General features: G+C 73.1%; 18 protein-coding genes. 11 read left to right on the forward strand and 7 right to left on the reverse strand.

What is annotated here, in order from left to right; all coding sequences use genetic code 11:
- The first annotated feature begins 15 nt into the window (after positions 1-15).
- The 6 genes from ACIQWX_RS15330 to ACIQWX_RS15355 all read left to right on the forward strand — a co-directional run bounded on the left by ACIQWX_RS15330 (position 16) and on the right by ACIQWX_RS15355 (position 4398).
- On the forward strand, positions 16-567 hold the full coding sequence (locus ACIQWX_RS15330) for a hypothetical protein (RefSeq protein ID WP_400870276.1): 552 nt from the start codon (positions 16-18) through the stop codon (positions 565-567).
- A gap of 17 nt (positions 568-584) precedes the next feature.
- Complete coding sequence (locus tag ACIQWX_RS15335) at positions 585-1895, forward strand: hypothetical protein (RefSeq protein WP_400870278.1); 1311 nt, start codon at positions 585-587, stop codon at positions 1893-1895.
- A 5-nt stretch (positions 1896-1900) separates the two neighbouring features.
- Entirely contained in the window at positions 1901-2569 is a 669-nt protein-coding gene (locus tag ACIQWX_RS15340) for a hypothetical protein (RefSeq protein WP_400870281.1), read from the forward strand.
- Positions 2521-2901, forward strand: a complete 381-nt coding sequence (locus tag ACIQWX_RS15345; RefSeq protein WP_400870283.1) for a hypothetical protein — start codon at positions 2521-2523, stop codon at positions 2899-2901. Before ACIQWX_RS15340 ends, ACIQWX_RS15345 begins: the two co-directional genes overlap by 49 nt.
- The gene (locus tag ACIQWX_RS15350) at positions 2880-4037 is read left to right on the forward strand and encodes a hypothetical protein (protein ID WP_400870286.1); all 1158 of its coding nucleotides are present in this window, start codon (positions 2880-2882) and stop codon (positions 4035-4037) included. The genes ACIQWX_RS15345 and ACIQWX_RS15350 overlap by 22 nt, the downstream gene beginning before the upstream one ends.
- Positions 4038-4131: 94 nt before the next feature.
- Complete coding sequence (locus tag ACIQWX_RS15355) at positions 4132-4398, forward strand: LuxR C-terminal-related transcriptional regulator (protein WP_400870289.1); 267 nt, start codon at positions 4132-4134, stop codon at positions 4396-4398.
- Between the two features lies 1 nt (position 4399).
- Here ACIQWX_RS15355 and ACIQWX_RS15360 read toward each other — a convergent pair whose 3' ends face one another.
- Positions 4400-5587, reverse strand: coding sequence for a cytochrome P450 (locus tag ACIQWX_RS15360; protein ID WP_400870292.1), 1188 nt, complete (start codon positions 5585-5587; stop codon positions 4400-4402).
- A 188-nt stretch (positions 5588-5775) separates the two neighbouring features.
- Here ACIQWX_RS15360 and ACIQWX_RS15365 point away from each other — a divergent pair, with 188 nt between their 5' ends.
- The gene (locus ACIQWX_RS15365; RefSeq protein WP_400870295.1) at positions 5776-7917 is read left to right on the forward strand and encodes a DUF6351 family protein; all 2142 of its coding nucleotides are present in this window, start codon (positions 5776-5778) and stop codon (positions 7915-7917) included.
- Positions 7918-7924: 7 nt separating this feature from the next.
- Here ACIQWX_RS15365 and ACIQWX_RS15370 read toward each other — a convergent pair whose 3' ends face one another.
- Both ACIQWX_RS15370 and ACIQWX_RS15375 read right to left on the reverse strand, forming a co-directional pair.
- Entirely contained in the window at positions 7925-9088 is a 1164-nt protein-coding gene (locus ACIQWX_RS15370) for a tetratricopeptide repeat protein (RefSeq protein ID WP_400870298.1), read from the reverse strand.
- A 96-nt stretch (positions 9089-9184) separates the two neighbouring features.
- On the reverse strand, positions 9185-10036 hold the full coding sequence (locus ACIQWX_RS15375; protein ID WP_400870300.1) for an SDR family NAD(P)-dependent oxidoreductase: 852 nt from the start codon (positions 10034-10036) through the stop codon (positions 9185-9187).
- A 56-nt stretch (positions 10037-10092) separates the two neighbouring features.
- Here ACIQWX_RS15375 and ACIQWX_RS15380 point away from each other — a divergent pair, with 56 nt between their 5' ends.
- On the forward strand, positions 10093-10695 hold the full coding sequence (locus ACIQWX_RS15380; protein ID WP_400870303.1) for a TetR/AcrR family transcriptional regulator: 603 nt from the start codon (positions 10093-10095) through the stop codon (positions 10693-10695).
- Here the strand turns inward: ACIQWX_RS15380 and ACIQWX_RS15385 are convergent.
- Positions 10662-11618: a GlxA family transcriptional regulator gene (locus tag ACIQWX_RS15385; RefSeq protein WP_400870306.1), complete on the reverse strand. Its 957-nt coding sequence runs from the start codon at positions 11616-11618 to the stop codon at positions 10662-10664. The genes ACIQWX_RS15380 and ACIQWX_RS15385 overlap by 34 nt on opposite strands.
- 94 nt (positions 11619-11712) lie before the next feature.
- Here ACIQWX_RS15385 and ACIQWX_RS15390 point away from each other — a divergent pair, with 94 nt between their 5' ends.
- Positions 11713-12351, forward strand: coding sequence for an HD domain-containing protein (locus tag ACIQWX_RS15390; RefSeq protein WP_400870308.1), 639 nt, complete (start codon positions 11713-11715; stop codon positions 12349-12351).
- Here ACIQWX_RS15390 and ACIQWX_RS15395 read toward each other — a convergent pair.
- Positions 12326-12532: a hypothetical protein gene (locus ACIQWX_RS15395; RefSeq protein ID WP_400870311.1), complete on the reverse strand. Its 207-nt coding sequence runs from the start codon at positions 12530-12532 to the stop codon at positions 12326-12328. The genes ACIQWX_RS15390 and ACIQWX_RS15395 overlap by 26 nt on opposite strands.
- On the opposite strand from ACIQWX_RS15395, the gene ACIQWX_RS15400 reads away from it, so the two are divergent.
- Positions 12531-13493, forward strand: coding sequence for a TIGR03619 family F420-dependent LLM class oxidoreductase (locus tag ACIQWX_RS15400; RefSeq protein ID WP_400870314.1), 963 nt, complete (start codon positions 12531-12533; stop codon positions 13491-13493). The two genes, ACIQWX_RS15395 and ACIQWX_RS15400, sit on opposite strands and share 2 nt — an antisense overlap.
- Before the next feature lie 12 nt (positions 13494-13505).
- On the opposite strand, the gene ACIQWX_RS15405 is transcribed toward ACIQWX_RS15400, so the two are convergent.
- Together ACIQWX_RS15405 and ACIQWX_RS15410 are read right to left on the reverse strand one after the other, a co-directional pair.
- A complete protein-coding gene (locus ACIQWX_RS15405) occupies positions 13506-13784 on the reverse strand; it encodes a DUF6881 domain-containing protein (RefSeq protein WP_400870317.1) in 279 nt (92 codons plus the stop codon).
- Positions 13785-13798: 14 nt separating this feature from the next.
- Entirely contained in the window at positions 13799-18649 is a 4851-nt protein-coding gene (locus tag ACIQWX_RS15410; protein WP_400870319.1) for an RHS repeat-associated core domain-containing protein, read from the reverse strand.
- Between the two features lie 162 nt (positions 18650-18811).
- Here ACIQWX_RS15410 and ACIQWX_RS15415 point away from each other — a divergent pair, with 162 nt between their 5' ends.
- Positions 18812-19561 (forward strand): short-chain dehydrogenase/reductase, encoded by a 750-nt coding sequence (locus tag ACIQWX_RS15415; RefSeq protein WP_400870322.1) that lies wholly within the window; start codon positions 18812-18814, stop codon positions 19559-19561.
- The last annotated feature ends 1 nt before the right edge of the window (position 19562 follow it).

Raw genomic sequence — 19562 nt, forward strand, 5'->3', positions numbered from 1 at the left:
GGAACGAGGAACGCCATGACCAACCCGAAGACCACCGAGTCCCGCGCCGTCGCCGGGCGCGGGAAACAGGCCGCCGCGGAGGTCGAACCCGCGGGTGACCGCGACGCCATGCTGACGCAGCTGGTCTCCCTCACCAAGTCGATCGGCGAACTGGCCCAGCAGCGCAACGGCACCGCCGGCGACCGGGTGGCGGTCACGGCGACCGACGACACCGACACCGCGGAGCAGGACCGGGTCCGCTTCGCCTACAACTTCCTCGGCTTCGCGCTCGGCAGGCGCGCGCCGAGCGTCTTCCAGCTGACGACCGTCGACGTCGACCGGGAACCCGGCAAGCTCACCTTCAAGCGCCTCGGCGCCGCGACGGTGGCGAAGGTCCGTGCGGCGAACAACGTCGTGCAGGTGCTGGAGGGGCTGGTGGAAGGCCAGGCCGTGCCCATCGACCAGGGCCCGAAGGCGATCCAGGACGACCAGCGGATCGACTCGATCGTCCTGTTCACCTCGCTCGGCGGGGTGCCGGTCGCGATCGGCCCGTGCCGCGAACCGGTGCCCGGCGGAATCCTCGAATAGACAACGGAGACAGCGTCATGTTCTTTCCACTGGCCAAGACCCTCGGTACGCAGCGGGTGTTCCGCCTGCATCCCTGGCAGATCGCGTACTTCCTGGACGAGGTGTGGGGCGGCGCCCGCCGGACACCGCAGATCCCGGACCCGACCGGGCAGGCGGACCTCGTCTTCTTCACCACGTTCTTCGACGACAAGGTGCTCGACGCGCTCGACCTGCCGACCCAGCCGGGCGACGACGACCCGTTCACCTCGACCGACGGGCTCAACGCGTTCCTGGCCCCGTCCGGGATCAACTCCGGCGGGCCGTTCGAGTGGAGCGGGCGGCCGAACCAGCTGTTCTGCCCGCCGCTGCTGTGGCACCACCTGGCCTACGCGTACGTCCTGGAGAGCACGGGCATCGTCGAGATCTTCGCCGAGGTCGTGCGGCGGCTCCTGGTCGGCGAGACGATGGGCGTGCTGTCGCCGGACAGCATCGCCTGGCTGCGCGCGACCGAGCAGCTGTTCTTCCGGGACAGCCCGACGTTCTCGGTGGCCAGCGTGCTCAGCGACGTCCGCCCGTTCGACCGGACCAACCGGCGCAACGCGTACTGGCGCATGTTCGGCCTGGACCTCGCCCACCCGGTGCCGCCGGTGTGGGCCGGTTCGGGCCCTCTGACCGACTGGAAGGCCATGACCGGCCCGGTGAACCTCGACTTCCGGCAGAAGTGGAGCGAGTTCCTGCGCCAGGTCTGGATCGGCCTGGAGAACACGGCGAACAACAGCGGCCCCAACCCGACCGACCCGGGCTACATCGCCCTGCTCTCCACCGCGATCAAGGACCTCCTCGGCAACCGCCGCCGCGGCGGCGCGCTCGCCCGCGAAGAGTTCGCCTACGTGACGATGCTGAACTGGTTCCACCTGACCATCGACACCGACACGTCGGTCATCATCGATCTGCAGGCGCAGGCGAGCAACGCGGCCGACCGGCTGGGCGCGCTCGGCCAGAAGGTGGGGATCACCCCGGCCCTGCGCTCGCGGGAGCTGTTCGACCTCGCCGAGCCGATGTCGACCCTGCTGCGCGGCATCGAGCTCGGCCTGTTCGACACCGAGGAGACCGCGGCGAGCCTGTTCACCGGCAAGAACAACCTCGTCAGCGACGCCCGCTCGGTGATCAACAACTGGCAGTCGGCCACCGGCGAGCGGGTCAAGGAATCGCCCGCCCACCCGCGGCCCGTCGTCACCGGCACCCAGCCGTTGCGGGTGCCCCGGCCCGCCTCGCCGCCGGCGGTCGGGACGGCGCCGTCGCCGAACGGCTCGACGCTCGCCCCGTCGCTCAACGGCCGGAAGGAGTGAGGGAGGTGCGCGGCTGGACGCTCCCCGAACCCCGGTGGGAGTGGGAGTGGACGCACGCTCCGATGCCCGAGCCGGCGGTGGACCGGGAAGGCCCGTCCGGGCGGGCACCGGCCCGGGTCGCCACCGTGCGGACGTGGGCCGGCTCGTTCACGGCGGACCGGTTCGTCCTCCAGGAGGTGTTCCCGGCCGGCAGCGAACTGCTCGTCGGGCACGGGGCGGGCATCACCCTCTCGTTCCGGCCCAACGCGTTCGTCGACGCCGAGCGGATCGAGTTCGTCCAGGTCGCGCGCTCGATCAAGAACGGCGTGCCGTACAACAAGTACACCGACACCGAAAAGGAGCGGCGGACCGCCGAAAGCCGGCTGGTTCCCGGCGACGGCGCGCACATCGACCAGCTCCCGCGGAGCCCGGTGCCGTGGTACGCCCCGGCGACCCCCGGGTCCCGTCGCAAGGACGCGAAGGGCGGGTGGCAGACGACCGGTGCGTCGATGGACGACCAGCCGAACCTGACTTCCGGCGACGCCTTCACGTCGGCGGACGCGGAGCACACGGGGGTGTGGAGCCAGCAGTTCGAGACGGCGGCCGTCGCGACCGCGGGAACCAGAAGGGCACCTACTACGGTTCGGTGCGCTGGGGCTGGAGCTGGCCGGACGGCCGGCCGCCGGAGCTGCTGAAGTTCGAGGTCGCGTCGGCGGGGGTGCCGTCGCCGACCTTCCTGGCCGCGGCCCGGCTGTGGAACGACAGCAAGACATCCGTCGACACGCGGCCGGAAGCCGTGCCGATCGCCGAGAGCCGCAAGGTGACGGCGAAGAGCGCGCGGCTGTGGGACAACCCGGTCACCCGCGCCACGATCGCCACCCTGCCGAAAGGCACGCCGCTGCAGCGGATCGACGTCCGCCCGAGGTCGCTCGTGCCGTCGCAGGCGTGGTTCTGGACGAAGGTGACCGTGACCGGCGGGAAGCACGCGGGAAGGACGGGCTGGCTGTGGCTGACCGATCTTTCCTAGCCGGCCCGGGTGGGCTGGTCAGCCCGTTCGCCGTCGCCGAACTGTCCGATGTGGAGCGTCCCTTTTCCCTGGAGCGGGAGCTGGAGGACTGGGCGGAAACCGTGGCGCGGCTGCCGCTCCTGGTGCGCACGGCGCTCAAGGCGGGCCACGCGTCCCTGGCCGTCCAGCTGCTCGTCTCCGGCGGAAAACGGGACGAGACCTGGCTGACCGACGTCGTGTTCCACGCTCGCCACCCGGAGCTGCGCGGGCGCGCGATCCGGTCCGGCGAACGCTTGCTGAGCCGGGAATGGACCGCCATCCGGACGGAGGTCGTGCGCCCGGTGCTGCTGGCCCCGGTGCGCCCGGCACCCCCGGCACCGACAGCGGCACCGCGGCGGTCGGTGGCCGAATGGCGGCGGCTGGCTTTGGCCGCGGCCGGCATCGATCCGGCCCTGTGGAAGCCGGACGACGGGTTCGAGCGCCAGCGGGCGATCGTCGAGCGCGTCTACGCCTACTACACGGGGTTGTTCACCCGCAACGAAAACCTGCTCTGGGCCGGGATGGCGAAGCTCGCGGGCGGCGCCGTCTACCACGGGCTGATCGTGGCGCAGCAGCAGTTCGACACCGCCAAGTGGGGCATCGGGGTCAATCCCAGTGCCGGTGTCATCGTGAACTACGCGCACGGCCTGCAGGTGGTGCTGCTCGCGACCCAGCGGGCGATCTTCGAGGACCTCGCCTGGCAGCACCAGGCCTTCGCGGAGGCGGGCCTGCCGGAACTGGTGGCCATCGGCGGTGTGCCGGTGGACGCTTGGCGGGACATCGCCTCCGGTGACGCCGTGCGCGTCCGGCGGGGGAATCGCGAACTGCTGCTGCGGGAACAAAAAACCGTCGTGGCGCCGTACTACGCGCGGATCCGCGACATGAAGGACCTCGACCTGATCCCCGATCAGATGTCCCGCGAGGCGCTCTCGCCGCTGCCCGGCGGGAAACCGTTCCGGGCCGTGGTGCCGGGCGGCGACATCACGGTGTTCGAGGACCGGTGGAAGTGGATCGAGACCGACATGCTCCCGAAGTACGAAGCGCTCTCCCCGCAACGCCGCTGCCTGCTGGTCACCACCTCGCTGGCCGACCTCGCCGCTCGCCGCTGGCCGGGCTGACGGCTGTCGACGGATTGTCGACGGGACCTGGGACCGTGGGTGCGTCCGCCGGTGCGCCGGGCGCGGCGGGGGTTCGGGTCGAGGGGGAGGGAACGTGGAAATCGGAGTGCTGGGTGGACCGTCCGGGGTGCTGAGCGACCGGGAACTGGAGGTGCTCGCGATCGTCGCGGCGGACAAGACCGACCGGGAGATCGCGAGCAAGCTGGCCATCAGCGAGCGCACGGTGCGGGCGCACGTCAGCCGGATCATCCGCAAGCTCGGGGTCGCGTCCCGGGTGGGCGCGGCGGTGGTGTTCGTCGAGTGGAAGGTGCGGGTCGAGCCGGTGCCCGCCGGGGCGCCGATGGTGGCCTGCCGCGTGTGAGCTACCAGGTGACGGGCAGGCTCGCGACCCCGCGCAGCAGTCCGCCGCGGCGCCACTCGACGTCGTCCGCGGGGATCGCGAGGCGCAGGTCCGGCAGGCGGTGGACCAGCGTCGAGAACAGGACGCGCAGCTCCAGCCTGGCCAGCGGTGCGCCGACGCAGTGGTGCACGCCGAAGCCGAACGCGAGGTGGTGGTTGACCTCGCGCTCGAAGTCGAGGACGCCGGCCGAGGCGAACACCGATTCGTCGCGGTTGGCCGAGTCCAGCTGGACCAGGACCGCGTCGCCGGCCCGGATGGCCTGGCCGCCGATTTCGAGGTCCTGCACGGCGATCCGCGCGAAGTCCGCGACCGTCGCCAGCGGCACGAACCGCAGCAGCTCCTCGATCGCCGACGGGATCAGCTCGGGCCGGGCCACGAGCGTCGTCCAGCGTTCGCGGTCGGACAGCAGCTCCACCAGGAAGCTGCCGGTGAGGCTCGCCGTGGTTTCGTGGCCACCCGCCAGCAGCGCCACGCCGAGCATGAGCAGTTCGCCGTCCGTCAGGCGGTCTTCCTCGTCGCGGGCGGCGACGAGGGCGGTCAGCAGGTCGTCGGCGGGCTCGGCCCGGCGTCGCGCGATCAGCGTGGTCAGCGCACCTGCCAGCTTCCCCCGTGCCGCGGTGACGTCGGCGGGCGTGACCGAGCCGCCCGAGGCGACGAGCGTTTCGGTGCACTCGCGCACCATCCGGCGCTCGTCCGGCGGCACGCCGAGCAGCTCGCAGATCACCAGCACGGGCAGCTCCCACGCCACCGCCGAGGCGAAGTCGGCGGGCGGGGTGAGGCCGTCGAGGAGCGCGTCGACGATTTCCCGGATCCGGGGCCGGAGCAGCTCGACCCGGCGGGCGGTGAACGCCGTGGCCACCAGCGACCGGATCCGGTGGTGCGCGGGCGGGTCCATGGCCAGCAGGTTCCCGGCCGGCTCGAAGCCGGGACGTCCGCGCGGCACGTCCGCCCCGGCCGCGGCGGCGCGGGAGAACCGGGGGTCGGAGAGGACGAACCGCGCCTGCTCGTAGCGCGTCACCAGCCAGGCGTCCCCGCCGTAGGGCATCGTGACGCGCACCGGCGCGCCGGACCTCCGCAGCTCGGCGAACCGCGGGTGGGGCTGCCGCGCGACGGTGTCCCCGAAGGGGTACGGGAGAGGCCGGACCGCCATCGCCCCATCGTGCGGCACGCGTGCGCCGGGGCGTACCGCCCAACGGCGGCCGGGCGAAAACCCGTGGCAGGTGGGCGCGGGCCACCCGCCACCTCGAACCGAACGTTGTTCAAGCCTGGCCGCGGGTGCTATACCGGCAGCTGCCCGGTGTCGCGACGACGCGATGCCACGAGCGAGCGGAGTGTCCGGTGGCAAACCGTGCTTTCGTCGTGGCCGCGCTGACCGCGCCGGTTCTCCTGCTGGGGACCGCGACCGCGGTGGCCGCGCCCGACACGTCGGCCGGGCGGCGCCTGGCGATCGAGACGGTGTCCAACCCGCGGCCGTCGCTCGTCAGCGGGGGACAGGTCCTGGTCGAGGTCGCCGCCCCGCCGAGGACGCGGGTCGAGGTCCGCGCGAACGGCCGCGACGTCACCTCGAGCTTCCGCGCCCAGCCGGACGGCAGCCTGCTGGGCCTGGTGACCGGCCTGCGCGACGGTGCCAACGACCTGACCGCCCGGGCGAGCGGGCCCGGCCCGGACCAGCGGACGTCCCTGCGCGTCACCAACCACCCGAGCACCGGGCCCGTCTTCTCCGGCTCGCGGCAGCTCCCGTTCTACTGCGAGACCCAGGCGTTCGGCCTGCCCGCCGCGTCACAGCCGCTCTGCAGCGCGCCGACGCAGGTGAGCTACCAGTACCGGACCACCGCCGGGGCGTTCGCGCCGCTGGCGGACCCAGCCACCCGGCCCGCGGACCTCGCGACGGCCACGGTGAACGGGCACGCGGTGCCCTACGTCGTGCGCGTCGAGCGCGGCACGATCGACCGCGCCGTCTACGAGCTGGCGGCGCTCTACGACGGCACGCCGTCGCCCGTCGCGCCGGACCGCGGCTGGAACGGGAAGCTGGTCTACACCTTCGGCGGCGGCTGCAACGCGGGCTACCACCAGGGCACCTCGACCGGCGGGGTCGTCAACGACCTGTTCCTCGCCCGGGGCTACGCGGTCGCGTCGTCGACCCTGAACGTGCTCGACACCAACTGCAGCCCGATCATCTCGGCCGAGGCGGCGATGATGGTCAAGGAGCACTTCGTCGAAACCTACGGCCCGGTCGCCCACACCATCGGCTGGGGTGGCTCGGGCGGCGCGATCCAGCAGTACGACATCGCCGAGAACTACCCCGGCATCGTCGACGGCATCATCCCCGGCGTCTCGTTCCCGGACCCGCTGAGCGTGGGCGGCCCGGTGTCGGACTGCCGCCTGCTCGAGCAGTACTTCGCCGGGCCGGGTGCGGCGTTCACCGCGGCGCAGAAGCAGGCCGTCGCGGGCTTCGCCAGCTACGACAGCTGCGTCTCCTGGAACCAGACCTTCGCCAGCCGCGCGACCGCGACCGGCAGCTGCAACGCGGCCATCCCGGTCCCGGCGCGGTGGGATCCGGTCACCAACCCGCGCGGGGTGAAGTGCAACTCGAACGAGCAGCTGGTCAACCAGCTCGGCCGGGACCCGAGGACCGGGTTCGTGCGCAGCCCGCTGGACACCACGGGCGTGCAGTACGGCTTGGCCGCGCTGAAGGCGGGGACGATCACCGCGGCGCAGTTCGTCGACCTCAACGCCGAAATCGGCGGCCTCGATTACACGGGAGCCCCCGCGCCGCAACGGATCGCGGCCGATCCGAAGGCGCTCGAGACGGTCTACGCCGAGGACATCCTGAACTCCGGGTCGCAGGGTCTGCGCGAAACGCCGATCATCGACCAGCGGACCGACCTCGACTTCGCCGGGTTCGGCAACGACATCCACACCACCGAGTGGTCCTACGTGATGCGGCAACGGCTTCTGCGCGCCAACGGCACGGCGGCCAACCAGGTCATCATCGAAAACCACCCCACCCCGGCCGAAGCCGCGGCCGCCAGTGCCTACGAGCTCGACGCGATGGACCGCTGGCTCACCGCGATCGACGCCGACGGTTCGCACCGCAGCCGTCAGCAGAAGGTGCTGGCGAACCGGCCGGCCGACCTGGGCGATGGCTGCTACCTGTCCGCGACGTCGCGGATCACGGAGAAGCTGACGTACCCGGCGAGCGGCCAGTGCGGCGCGCAGTACCCGGTGGCGGCCAACACGCGGATGGTCGCGGGGGAGGGTCTGTCGCTCGACGTCCTGAAGTGCCGGCTGAAGCCGTTGAACTTCCGGGACTACCCGGTCACTTTCACCGCGGCGGACCGGAAGCGGCTGACGGCGGCGTTCCCCGGCGGCGTGTGCGACTACACCCGCCCGGGAGTCGGGCAGCGCGCTCCGATCGGGACGTGGCTCGGCTACGGCGACGAACGGACCGGCACGACCCCGCCGACGAAGCTGCGGTAGCCGGTCCTCACCTCGGTTCGTCGCGGGTGACGGTCAGCTGACCGGTCACGTGCGGGTCGAGCTGCTTCGCCCGCGTCCGCCACGCAGCCGCTTCGCTGCCACGGCCTGACCCGGCCAGCAACTCGGCGAGATCGACCATCGCCGCGGGCAGACCGCCCTCGGCTGCCTGGGCCAGCCACCGCTGAGCTTCGCCGACCCGGGTGGCGAGCGCCAGCAGCAAGCCCAGGTGGTAGGCGGACTCGACGTGGCCGGCCTCGGCGGCGCGCCGCCACAGCGACTCGGCCTGGATGGGGCGGCCGGTGTTCCGGCACCGCAGCGCCAGTGCGTTCGCCGCGATCGGCTGGCCGCGGTCGACCGCGACCCGCAGCCACCGTTCGCCCTCGGCTGCGCGGCCGTGGGCGGTGAGGTGGGTGCCGAGGTTCGTCGCGCCGCCGCCGCTGCCCGCGTGCGCCGCCCGTCGCCACCACGACTCGGCCTCTTCCCAGTCGCCGGTGTTGCCGAACGCGACGCCGAGGTCGTTCATCGCTTCGGTGTGCCCGCCGTCGACGGCCTTCCGCAGCCAGCGCTGCGCCTCGGCGGTGCGGTCGCCCTTGAGGTGGAAGAGACCCAGGTTGTACGCGGCGTCGGTGTTCCCGTCCTCGGCCGCTCGCCGCCACCACGTCACGGCTTCGGCGTCGCGTCCCGAGCGGTGCAGGATGACGCCGAGGTTGGCCATGGCGGCGAGGTGACCGAGCTCGGCCGCTTCCCGCAGCGGCGCCTCGGCCTGGCCCGGCTGTCCGGCCTGGACCAGCCGGACCGCGCGTTCCCAGGCACTCAAGGCCCGGGCCTGTGCGGTCTCGGGCGGAACGGCCTTCTCGAACTTCGGGCCTCGGCCGGCCGCCAAAGCCTTGTCCAGCCAGTACTCGTGCTCCGGATGGCCGGCCTGCTGGAGCAGCGAAGCGAGGATCATCGCGGAGTCGCCGTTCCCGGACTCGGCCGCCTGGCGGAACCAGTGCCGCGCTTCGGCGACCCGGTCGGCGTCCAGCAACAGGACGCCGAGGTTGTGCGCGCCATCGGAGTTCCCGAGCCGGGCCGCCCGTTCGAACAGCGCGGCGGCCTCCTGCGCACGATCCTGCCGCACCAGTTCCAAGCCGTGGACGACGTCCTCGTGTCCCGGCGGATCTTCCCCCATCGGCCACCCCCGTCCCCGTCGTCCCATGATGCTCGGGAACTCCGGCGGCGTAAAGGAAGGGACGGGGGTCGGACCCGTTCGCGCGAGTGGCGTCGCTCAGATGCTCCGATGGGTGCTGACCGCCGCGCGGAGCTCGGCCAGCTTCGGGGCGAGTGCGGCGTCGACCGCGAGCGGGTCGCGCGCGTTCAGCTCCTGCATCGCGCGGCGGTCGGGGTGCTGGGTGTTGATGTCGATCCGGCGTTCCTCGAGCCCGGCCACGATCTCCGCGACCACTTCGCCGACCGGCCGCAGCCCGTACCCGAGGTCCGCGCCCGCCCGGGTCGTCGTCATCATCGGCGTGTCGACCGGGCCGGGGTAGACCGAGGCGACGTGGATGCCGCTGCCGTACAGCTCGCGCCGCAAAGCTTCGCCGAAGCGCATGACACCGGCCTTGGTCGCCGCGTACGTCGCGTAGAACGGCGTGCCGACCAATCCCGCGGCCGAGGAAATCCCGACCAGGGCGGCGTTTCCGTGCGCCGCGCCCGCGGCGCGGAGGTGCGGCAGCGCCGCCCGGGCCGTGAGGACGGGGGCCAGCAGGTTGAGGCCGACCATGGCACGGATGTCCGCCACGTCGATGTCCTCGAGGGCCGCCGCGCGGACGTTCCCCGCGTTGTTGATCAGGACGTCGAGGCCGCCGAGCGCTTCGACCGCGGCCGCGACCACGCGGTCCGGCTCTCCGTCGGCGGTGAGGTCGGCGGTGACCGGGTACGCGGTGCCGCCGCGCTCGGCGACCAGCGCCGCCGTTTCGGCCAGCGGCCCGGCGCGGCGGCCGGCGAGCGCCAGCACACCCCGCCGGGACGCCAGTTCCAGGGCCAGCGCGCGGCCGATGCCGCTGCCGGCTCCGGTGATCAGGGTGCGGCGTTCCCGCAGGTCGAGCGGGGGAGAACTCATCTTTGACACAACTGTCATGATTCGAACGTAACTCATCTTTGATCGACCTGTCAAAGATGGGGTACGCTGATGCCGTGGCGGGCAAGCGGCAGTTCGACGAGCGGCGCACCCTCGAGCTGGCGAGGGACATCTTCTGGGCGAAGGGGTACGGCGCGACGTCCATCCAGGACATCGCGACCGCCTCCGGCGTCCTGCGCGGCTCGCTCTACAACGCCTACCAGGACAAGGAAACCCTGTTCCTGCAGGTGTTCGAGGACTACGCCCGCGACTTCCTCGCCGAGGCGGCCCGCGTGCTCGCCGACCCCGACGTCGGCCGGGCCCTGCGGGACTTCTTCGGCTTCACCATCGCGTCCATGACCACCGGTGACCCGCATCGCGGGTGCCTGACCACCAAGACGGCGATCGACTCCCGGGCGGAAAGCGAGCGCATCCAGACCGCGTTGCGGGGCCTGCTCGACGGTCTGGAGGAGCTCGTCCGGGACCGGCTCGAGTCCGAAGAGGACCGGCTCGCCCTCCCCCCGGCCGAGGCGGCGCGGGTGCTGGTCACCATGACCCGGGGCATCGTCGTGATGGAACGCGTCTACGAGGACCCGGACCGGCTCCGCGCCACTGCCGACTCGCTGATCGACGTGGTGCTGGCCGGTCAGCGGCGAGCCGTGCCGAACCGGCGCCGGTAGGCGGCGGGGCTGATCGACAGCTTCCGGGCGAAGACCCGGCGCAGGCTTTCGTAGCCGGGGAACCCGGCGAGGGCCGCGGCCTGCGTCGCGGTGTGCCCCTGGTCGAGCAGCGCCCTGGCCAGGTCGAACCGGATGCTCTCGACGTAGCGGGCCGGTGTCGTGGCCAGCTCGTCGTGGAAGAGCCGGGTGAGGTGCCGGGTGCTCACGTTGAGGTGCTTGGCGAGCGCACCGGGCGAATGGTCGCCGCCCGGGTTCGCCGTCACCAGGTCGGTGATCGTGCGCAGAGCCGGCGAGCGCGGCGGGGATCCCCGCAGCGGCGCGGAAAACTGCGACTGGCCGCCCGCCCGCTGCATGTACACGACCAGGGCGCAGGCGACGTCGCGCGCGAGGCCGGGCCCGTGGTCCTCTTCGACCAGGGCGAGCGCGAGGTCGATGCCGGCCGTCACGCCCGCCGAGGTGTAGGTGGTGCCGTCGCGGACGTAGATCGCGTCGGGTTCGACGTGGCAGGTCGGGCACCGGGCGGCGAGCTCGTGCGCCACCTGCCAGTGCGTGGTCGCGCGCTTGCCGTCGAGCAGGCCCGCGGCGGCCAGGACGAACGCCCCGGTGCAGATCGACGCGACCCGGCCGGCCGCCGCGGCCGGGATCCGCGCGGCGTCCGCCAGGTCACCGGTAACCCGCCTGCGCGGGTAGATGTCGGACCCGGCCACCAGGAACGTGTCGTGCGCCGGCTGCGCGGTGACGGCGCCGTCGACCGCGATCCGGACGCCGAGGCTCGACGTGACGTCCGCACCGGACGGCGACAGCAGCGCGATCCGGTAGCCGGCGCCGAACCGGTTGGCCTCCTTGAACACCTCCGCGGGCCCCGCGAGGTCCAGCAGCGTCACCCCGTCGTAGACGAGGAACGCGACGCGATGAGCAGGCATCGTTCATTGGTAGCACGCCGCCGTGTCCGGATTCGAGGGGTTCCCGGCCGGACGGAGGCGGCGCCGGCCGCCGCCCCGCGAGCAGCATGGAAGCATGTCCGAAGTCATTGCGGGGCTGGAGATTCCGGGAACGGCCGCGGTCGCCGAGGCGACCCGGCACATCCGGGAGACGACCAGCGCCCTCCTCTACCACCACTCCCGGCGGGTCTTCCTGTTCGGCCTGGTGCACGCGCGCAGGCTCGGCGTGGACCCCGATCCGGAGCTGCTGTACGTCGCCTCGATGTTCCACGACGCCGGCCTCCTGACCCCGTTCTCCGACGCCGAGCAGCGCTTCGAGGTCGACGGGGCCGACCACGCGCGAGCGTTCCTCCTGGACCGGGGTTTCCCGGCCGCCGCGGCCGAGACCGCCTGGACGGCGATCGCGCTGCACACCACCCCCGGCATCCCCGTGCGGATGGCGCCGGAGGTCGCGGCCACGTACCTCGGCGTCCTGACCGACGTGCTCGGCTTCGGCCTGGACGACCTGGACGGCGACCAGCTGGCCGAGATCGTCGCCGCCCACCCGCGGGGGAACTTCAAGGACGAGTTCCTGCGCACCACCGTCGACGGCCTGAAGAACCGGCCCGACACCACGAACGGCACCGTGAACGCCGACTACCTCGCCCACTTCGTCCCCGGCTTCCGGCGCACGACGACCGTCGAGCGCATCACCGGCTCGCCGTGGCCGAGCTGATGTCCCGAAAGGACTCGTACCTGCCCGCCCTCACCGTGCGGGACCGGGACGCGGGGCCGCCGGCCTCGGCGCGCACGCCTTCCACGAGCTGGACGCCGGCGGCTGGGAGCGCGCCGGTCGTCGAACCCGACCGCGCCCGGCCGACCTCGCCGAGCGCGCCCACCCCGTTGTGAGGAACCATGGAACTCGGAATCGCCCTGCCCACCGCCGGACCGCAGACCTCCCCGGAGACGATCGTCGAGGTCGCCCGGGAAGCCGAACGGCTCGGCTACGCCGCGCTGTGGACGTTCGAACGCCTGCTGCGCCCGCTCGAAGAGGTCGTGTTGTGGAGCGGAGGTGCACCCCAGCGGGTGCCGGAGTTCTACGCCTCGACGTACGAGCCGCTGGCGACGCTGGACTACGTCGCCGCCGTGACCGAGCGGATCAAGCTCGGCACCGCGGTCCTGGTGGCGCCGCTGCACGTGCCGGTGGTGCTCGCCCGCCGGCTCGCCACCCTGGACCGGCTCAGCGGCGGCCGGGTCGTCGCCGGCCTGGGCCAGGGGTGGCAGCACCAGGAGTTCGAGACGGCGAACGTGCCGGTCGCCCGCAAGGGGGCCCGCACGGAGGAGTTCATCACGGCGATGCGGGCCGCGTGGGGCCCGGACCCGGTCCGGCACGAGGGCGAGTTCTACCGGATCGCGCCGTCGGAGGTGAACCCCAAACCGGTGCAGGCCCGCATCCCGGTCCTGCTGGCCGCGAACGCGCCCGCCGCCGTCGAGCGCGCCGCCCGGATCGCCGACGGCATCGTCCCGATCGCCTCCTCGGCGGCGGAGCTGCGGAACGTCGTCTCCACGTTCCACGCCGCCGCCCGGGAAGCGGGCCGCGACCCGCGCGACCTCGCGGTCGTCGACCAGGTGCCCTGGCCGACCCCGCTCACCCGCGAGCCGATCGGCGCGGGCCGGCCCTTCCTCGGCGGCTCGCCCCGGCAGGTCGCCGAGGACCTCGTGACGGCCCGCGAGAGCGGAGCCACCCAGGTGTACCTCGCCGGCGGCCAGGGCCTCGGGCTGGCGGAGGGCCTGCAGGCCGCCGACGTGGGCCGGTGGCTGGAGCTGCTCGGCGAGGTGATCGAGGCGGCCGGCCGGCTCGGTGTCCTGGAACCGTGAAGACGGCGGCCGTCAGCCCTCGGTCGCGCGCTTCCACAGCCGTTCGAACTCCGCCGCGTCGATCACGGCCGGGGTGAGCGCGCGTTGGGCGGCGATCTCCTCGAACGACGGGAGCGGCACCTCGCTGAGCCCGGTCTTGCCCGTCGAGCTCCAGTCGTCGGCGTGGTGCAGGGTGCCGTCGGGGAAGACCTCGACCTTGCGGACCTCCCAGCGGTCGTCGTCGAGTTCGCTGTAGATGTCCACCGGGGCGTCGGCGGCCTCGTGCCGCCAGTGCACGTGCAGGTAGTCCATGTCGGGTCTCCGGTTCAGCGTTGCCGCGGCGGGCGCGGGCGGGCCGCGTCGCCCCAGTCTTCCTGGCCCATGCTGCTGCCGAGGTGCGGCCCCGGCGGGTTCGGGCCGTGGCTGACGTGCGCGTCGCCGATCTGGACCGGCCGGGGGTTCGGGTGGTTCGTCGGCTGGTCGTTGTGGTGCACCACGTACACGTCCGGCCGGTGGTCGGACTGCGAGATCGTGTACCCCTGGCTCTCCAGCGCGGACGGGCTGACCTCGATGTGGTGCGTGAAGCTGGCGCCGGAGCCCGGGTTGAGCACCAGGGCCTGGGACAGCCCTTCCTGCGACAGCTGCCCGGGCGCGATGTTGGTGAAGTAGCCGCCCGATCCGTACCGCGCGTGCGAGCCGACCAGCGGGTTGTCGGGCGTGCCGTGCGTCCACGCCGACGGCCGCACGTGGCCGCTGCCCATGATGCCGTTCATGCCGGCTTCGTTGGTGTAGTGGTAAAGGCTCCCGTTGGGGTTGTCCGGTGTGTGCGGCACCGTCGCGTGCGGGGTCGTCGGGAGCGGGTTGTCGTAGTACGGCGGGGGCGGCCGGTTGTTCGTGCGCGGCGGCCGGCTCGGCCCGCTCGTGTTGCCGCCGCCACCCCGTCCGTTGCCGCGGTTGTTGTTGCCGCCGCCACCCCGGTTCCCGCCCCCGCCGCGGTTGCCGCCGCCGCTGCCGGACGCGGCGTCGGCGCACGGCGTCAGCCCCGAGGGGTCGATCCATGCCAGCGGGTTGGCGACGTACGCCTGCGGGTTCGGCCCGCCCGCCAGGCCCAGCGGGTCGGCGCTGAGGTAGCGCGCGGTGCCCGGGTCGTAGTAGCGGTGGTAGTTGTAGTGCAGGCCGGTCTCGGCGTCGAAGTACTGCCCGGGGAACCGCAGCGGGGTCACGTCCGGCGCGGCGGCGAGCGCCCGGCCCCAGATCGACTGCGGCTGCTGCCGGGCGATCACGCCGTCGAGCCGCACCAGGTCCGTCGGCGTGCCGGCGACGTCGGTGATGATCGCGTGGAACTGCTCGTCGAGCACCTGCCGGAAGCCGTCCGGTCCGAGCAGCCGTTCGCTCTGCACCAGCGGGAGGTCGCTGCCGGGCTCGACGTCCCAGCTCACCAGCCGCCGTTGCCGGGCCGCGGTCAGCCGGTGCTCCTCGGCCAGCGCCGCGCCGTCCCAGGTGAAGTCGATCTGCTCGGCCACCGTGCCGTCGCCCGCGAGGCGCTGCTTCGCGACCCGCCTGCCCAGCGGGTCGTAGCGGTAGCTCCAGCGCTGCCTGTCGGGCGTCGTGACGCCGGTGAGCCGATCCTCGGCGTTCCAGGTGAAGCGCCAGACGTGCGGCCGTCCGTCGAGCCCGGGTGCGGTGCGCTCGACGAGCCTGCCCTGCCGGTCGTGGGTGTAGCGGGCGGCACCGGCGCCGGTGATCCGGTTGCCCGCGTACGTCCGTGGCCCGGCGAGCGCGTCGGGGACGGCGCCCGCCTGGACGCCGGTCACGTTGCCGGTGCTGTCGTAGCTGTAGCGCTCGGTGTGCGCGGCGCCGGTGACCGCGCTGATCCGGCCCACCGGGTCGAGCTCGAACGACCGCGTCCCGGCCGCGGCGTCGTGCGTCGCGACGAGCAGGCCGTCCTCGCGGTAGTCGTAGGAGCGCCGGTGCACCACCCCGGCCGGGCCGCTCGTCACGGTCTGCGCGGTGAGCCGGCCCGCGGAGTCCCAGTGCCGGCGCATGTCCGTGGCGCCCCATTCGCGCTGGACCTCACGGCCGGCGCCGTCGCGGCGCAGGCTCATCGCGTGCCCGCCGACCCGCAGCCCGACCGGCGCGTCGGCCGCGTCGTAGGCCCACTCGCTGACCAGCCCCGACGGCAGCGTGCGCCGGGTCCGCCTGCCGAGCACGTCGTACTCCGACCGCACGGTGCGGCCGTTGCAGGATTCGGACAGCACCCGCCCGAGCGCGTCGTAGGTGAACGTGACGTCGGCGTCGGCGTTGACCGCGCGCAGCAGCCGGCCCGCCGGGTCGTACGTCCAGCGGGTCACCTCGGCGCCGGCGCGCTGCTCGACCACCCGGCCGAGCGCGTCACGGGTGAACTCGAGCGTCTCGCCCGCGCCGTTCGTGCGGCTGGTCAGGTTGCCCGCCGCGTCGTAGGCGTAGCGCAGCACGCGCCCGTCGAAGTCGGTTTCTTCGACCAGGTTCCCCGCCGCGTCGTGGCGGTACTCCCACCGGCGCCCCTGCTCGTTCCGGACCGCGACGAGCCGCAGCTCGGTGTCGTGCGTGAACTCCATCCGGCTGCCGTCCGGCGCGATCCGCGCGGCCGGCAGGTCGAACCCGCCGACCTCGTGCAGCGTCCGCGCCCCGGTGGCGTCCCGGTGCTCGCGCAGGTTGCCCTCGCCGTCGTAGGACCAGTGCTCGGTGCCGCCGCCGGCGCCGGTCCGGCGCAGCGGGCGGCCTTCCACGGTCCAGGCGTACCGGGTGGTCTCGCCGGCCGGGCCGGTCTCCGCGACCAGGCGGCCGAAGGCGTCGTACTCGAACGTGCGCACCGCGCCGGTGGGCCCGGTGATCGCCTGGGTCAGGCCACGCGCGTCGGAGACGATGGTGGTCCGCCCGCCTGCCGGGTCGACGATCGTGGCGAGGTTCCCCGCGCCGTCGTAGCCGTAGGTCGTGCGGGCGCCCGCCGGGTCGACCGCCGCGACGAGCTCGCCGCGTTCGCCGTACTCCCGCGTCGTGCGCGCCCCGTCGACGTCCACGGTGAGGACCGGCCGGTGCTTCTCGTCGTACCGCGCCGAGTCGCCGGTTCCGTCGGGGTAGCCGACCGCGACCAGGTCGCCGGCTTCGTCGTAGGTGTAGGTGGTGGTGCCGCCGAGCTCGTCGGTGCGGGCCAGCAGCCGGTGGTGCCGGTCCCACTCGTAGCGGACCTCGTGGCCGAGCGGGTCGACCTCGCGGCTGACCTGGCCCCACTCGGTGAAGTGGTAGGTGATGACCGCGCCCAGCGAGTTCGTCGCCCGCGTGACGCGCGCGGCCGGGTCGTAGGCGAAGGTGTAGTCGAGGTACCCGCCGTCGCCTTCGGTGCGGACGCAGCGGCCGGCGGCGTCGTAGTGGTAGCGGTAGGAGGCGCCGTTGCGGTCTTCCCAGCTCGTGATGCGCCCGTCGCGGTCGTAACCGAAGCGCAGCGGACGGCCGGAGGAGTTGACGACCTCGACGAGGCGCCGGGCGTCGTCGTAGCGGTAGCGGACCAGCGGGAGGTCGGCGGGCGTGCCGTCCGGCAGCCGGGCGCCGCCGGCCAGGCTGAGCCCGGTGACCAGGCCGCCGGCGGACTCGACGGCGAGCAAGTAACCGCCGGAGTGCCCGATGGTCCGCAGGACGCCGGTCGCGTCGCGGTGGAAGTCGATGCGGGGCCCGGAGCCGCGCAGCACCGCGGTCACCGGCAGCTCCGGACCGCCGGTCGGCGCGAAGAGCAGGGTCTGCGACAGCTCGGGCATGGTGAGGGTGAAACCGCCGTCCGCGGTGCGGGCCAGCGGCCAGCGCGGCCCGAACTCGGGCAGCACCGACCCGGTGACGCCCGGCAGCGGGTAGGTCATCAGCGCGCCGTCTTCGGCCGCGAAGCTGACGCCCTCGTCGTCGACCTCCAGCCGCTGGTCCAGGGTGGACGCCCAGGTGGGGCCGAACGACCGGCCGCAGCGGTAGTCCGACAGGTGCGTGCGCGAGACGATCAGCGGGAGCGCGGCGCGCAGCTCGACGTCGGTCTGGGGGAGGAACATCCGCCCGCTCGCGACGTCGATCGGGTCACCGCAGTCGGGCAGGTCGCGGGTGGGGGTGGAGTTGTGCGGCGGGTTGCCGTTGCCGCCCCGGATGCCGCCGTCCGCGCCCGACGTCGTGGTGGTGTCCGAAGGCCCCTTGCCCGGCGGCGGCGTGCCGCCCGGGGTGGTGTCCGGCGTGCCGTCCGGCGTCTTCGGCGGGGTGTGATCGCCGGACGGCGTGGTGGCGTCGCCGCCCTTCGGGGGTGGCGGCGAGTGGTCCCCGGACGGCGTCGTCGAGTCGCCGCCGTGGGGCTTCGGGGCCTTCGGCGTGCCGTCGATGGGGCCGACCTTCGGCGGCGTCGACACCTTGCCGCCGGTCTTGAGGTTCTTCAGGGCCTTCGCCGCGTCGCCGAACAGGTCGCCGGCGCGCTTGAGCAGCGGGACCAGTGCCTTGAGCGCCGTGACCAGCCGCTTGACCAGATCCGCGATCTTGGACGCGGTCTTCGCCACCGCGCCGATCACCTGCGGCACCACCCACGTGAGGCCGATCCCGAGGGTGAACACGACCTGCAACGCCCAGCTGATCAGGTGCCCGATCAGCTCCGCGATGATGTCCCGCACCAGGGCGCGCACCGCGGCCACGACCTCACCCGCGGTCTTCACGCCGCTGGAGGCGCCTTCGCTGCCCTTCTGGGCGGACTCCAGCAGCGCCACCGCGTCCTGCGTCCGCTGCCGGTACGAGTCGGCCGCCGGCCCGGTCCAGGACCGCAGGTCCGCGCCCACCATGTCGCCGAGGTCGGTGCCGATGGACTGCAGCTCGCCCGCGACGTTCTTCCAGGTCTCCGACTGGGCCGCGATCTCGTCCGCGTTGCCGGTCAGGCCGTCGAGCGCCTGCTTCAGCGGCCCGACGTGCTCCATCAGCCACGCCACCCCGGCGGCCAGGATCGCGCCGAACGGGTCCATCGCCATGGACAGGGCGTCCAGCGCGGTCCCCACCGCGCCCATGGCGACCGAGGCCCAGTCCCCGCTTTCGATGGCCGACTTGAGGTCGTTCGCGCTCTCCAGCAGGGAGATGCCCGTGTAGGGCTTGGTGGAGTCCTGGGCTTGCGCAACGAGCGGGTTGGTCACCCGATCATGCTATCCGGCGGCCGTGCGGGCCCGTCCCGTCCCGGCCGGAACCCGGGCCGCAGCAAGGGAGTTTCGGTCCAAATCGGACAGAACCGCCGAAGTCGCCGGCCTCGTCGAGGGGGACCCTGCCGCTCAAGATCACGTCCTTGCGAAGCTGGAGCCATGGATCTGCACCTCGAGGGGAAACGGGCGCTGGTCACCGGCGCCTCGAAGGGCATCGGCGCGGCCGTCGCCGAGACGCTGGCCGCCGAAGGGTGCGACCTGCACCTGGCCGCCCGCAACGGGGAAGCGCTGGAGGAGCGCGCCCGGAAGCTGCGCGAGGACCACGGTGTGGCGGTGACCACGCACGCCGTCGACCTCCGGGGCACCGCCGGCATCGAGCGGCTGGCCGAGGCGGCGGGCGACGCCGACATCCTCGTCAACAACGCCGGTGACATCCCCGCCGGCACCCTGGACGACGTCGGGCCCGAGCGCTGGCGGCACGCGTGGGACCTGAAGGTCTTCGGCTACGTCGACCTCGTCCGGCTCGTGTACCCGCGGCTGCGCGCCCGCGGCCACGGCGTGATCGTCAACGTCATCGGCAGCGCGGGCGAACGGCCGACCGCCGGGTACATCGCCGGTGGCGCGGGCAACGCCGCCTTGATGGCCTTCACCAAGGCACTCGGCGGGGAAGGCCCGCGCCACGGCGTGCGCGTGGTCGGCGTTAACCCCGGCCCGGTGGCCACCGAGCGCGTCACCGCCATGCGTGCCGCCAACGCCGACGTCGACGCCGGTTTCGCTTCGCTGCCTTCGGGGCGCATCGCCGAGCCCCGCGAAGTCGCCGACCTGGTGGCCTTCCTGGCGTCCGAGCGCGCCGGCTACATCAGCGGGACCGTCGTCACCATCGACGGCGGGATGACGGCCGCGCGTTGAA

Origin of the sequence: Amycolatopsis sp. NPDC098790, assembly GCF_044759945.1 — a bacterium.
Taxonomy (GTDB): domain Bacteria; phylum Actinomycetota; class Actinomycetes; order Mycobacteriales; family Pseudonocardiaceae; genus Amycolatopsis.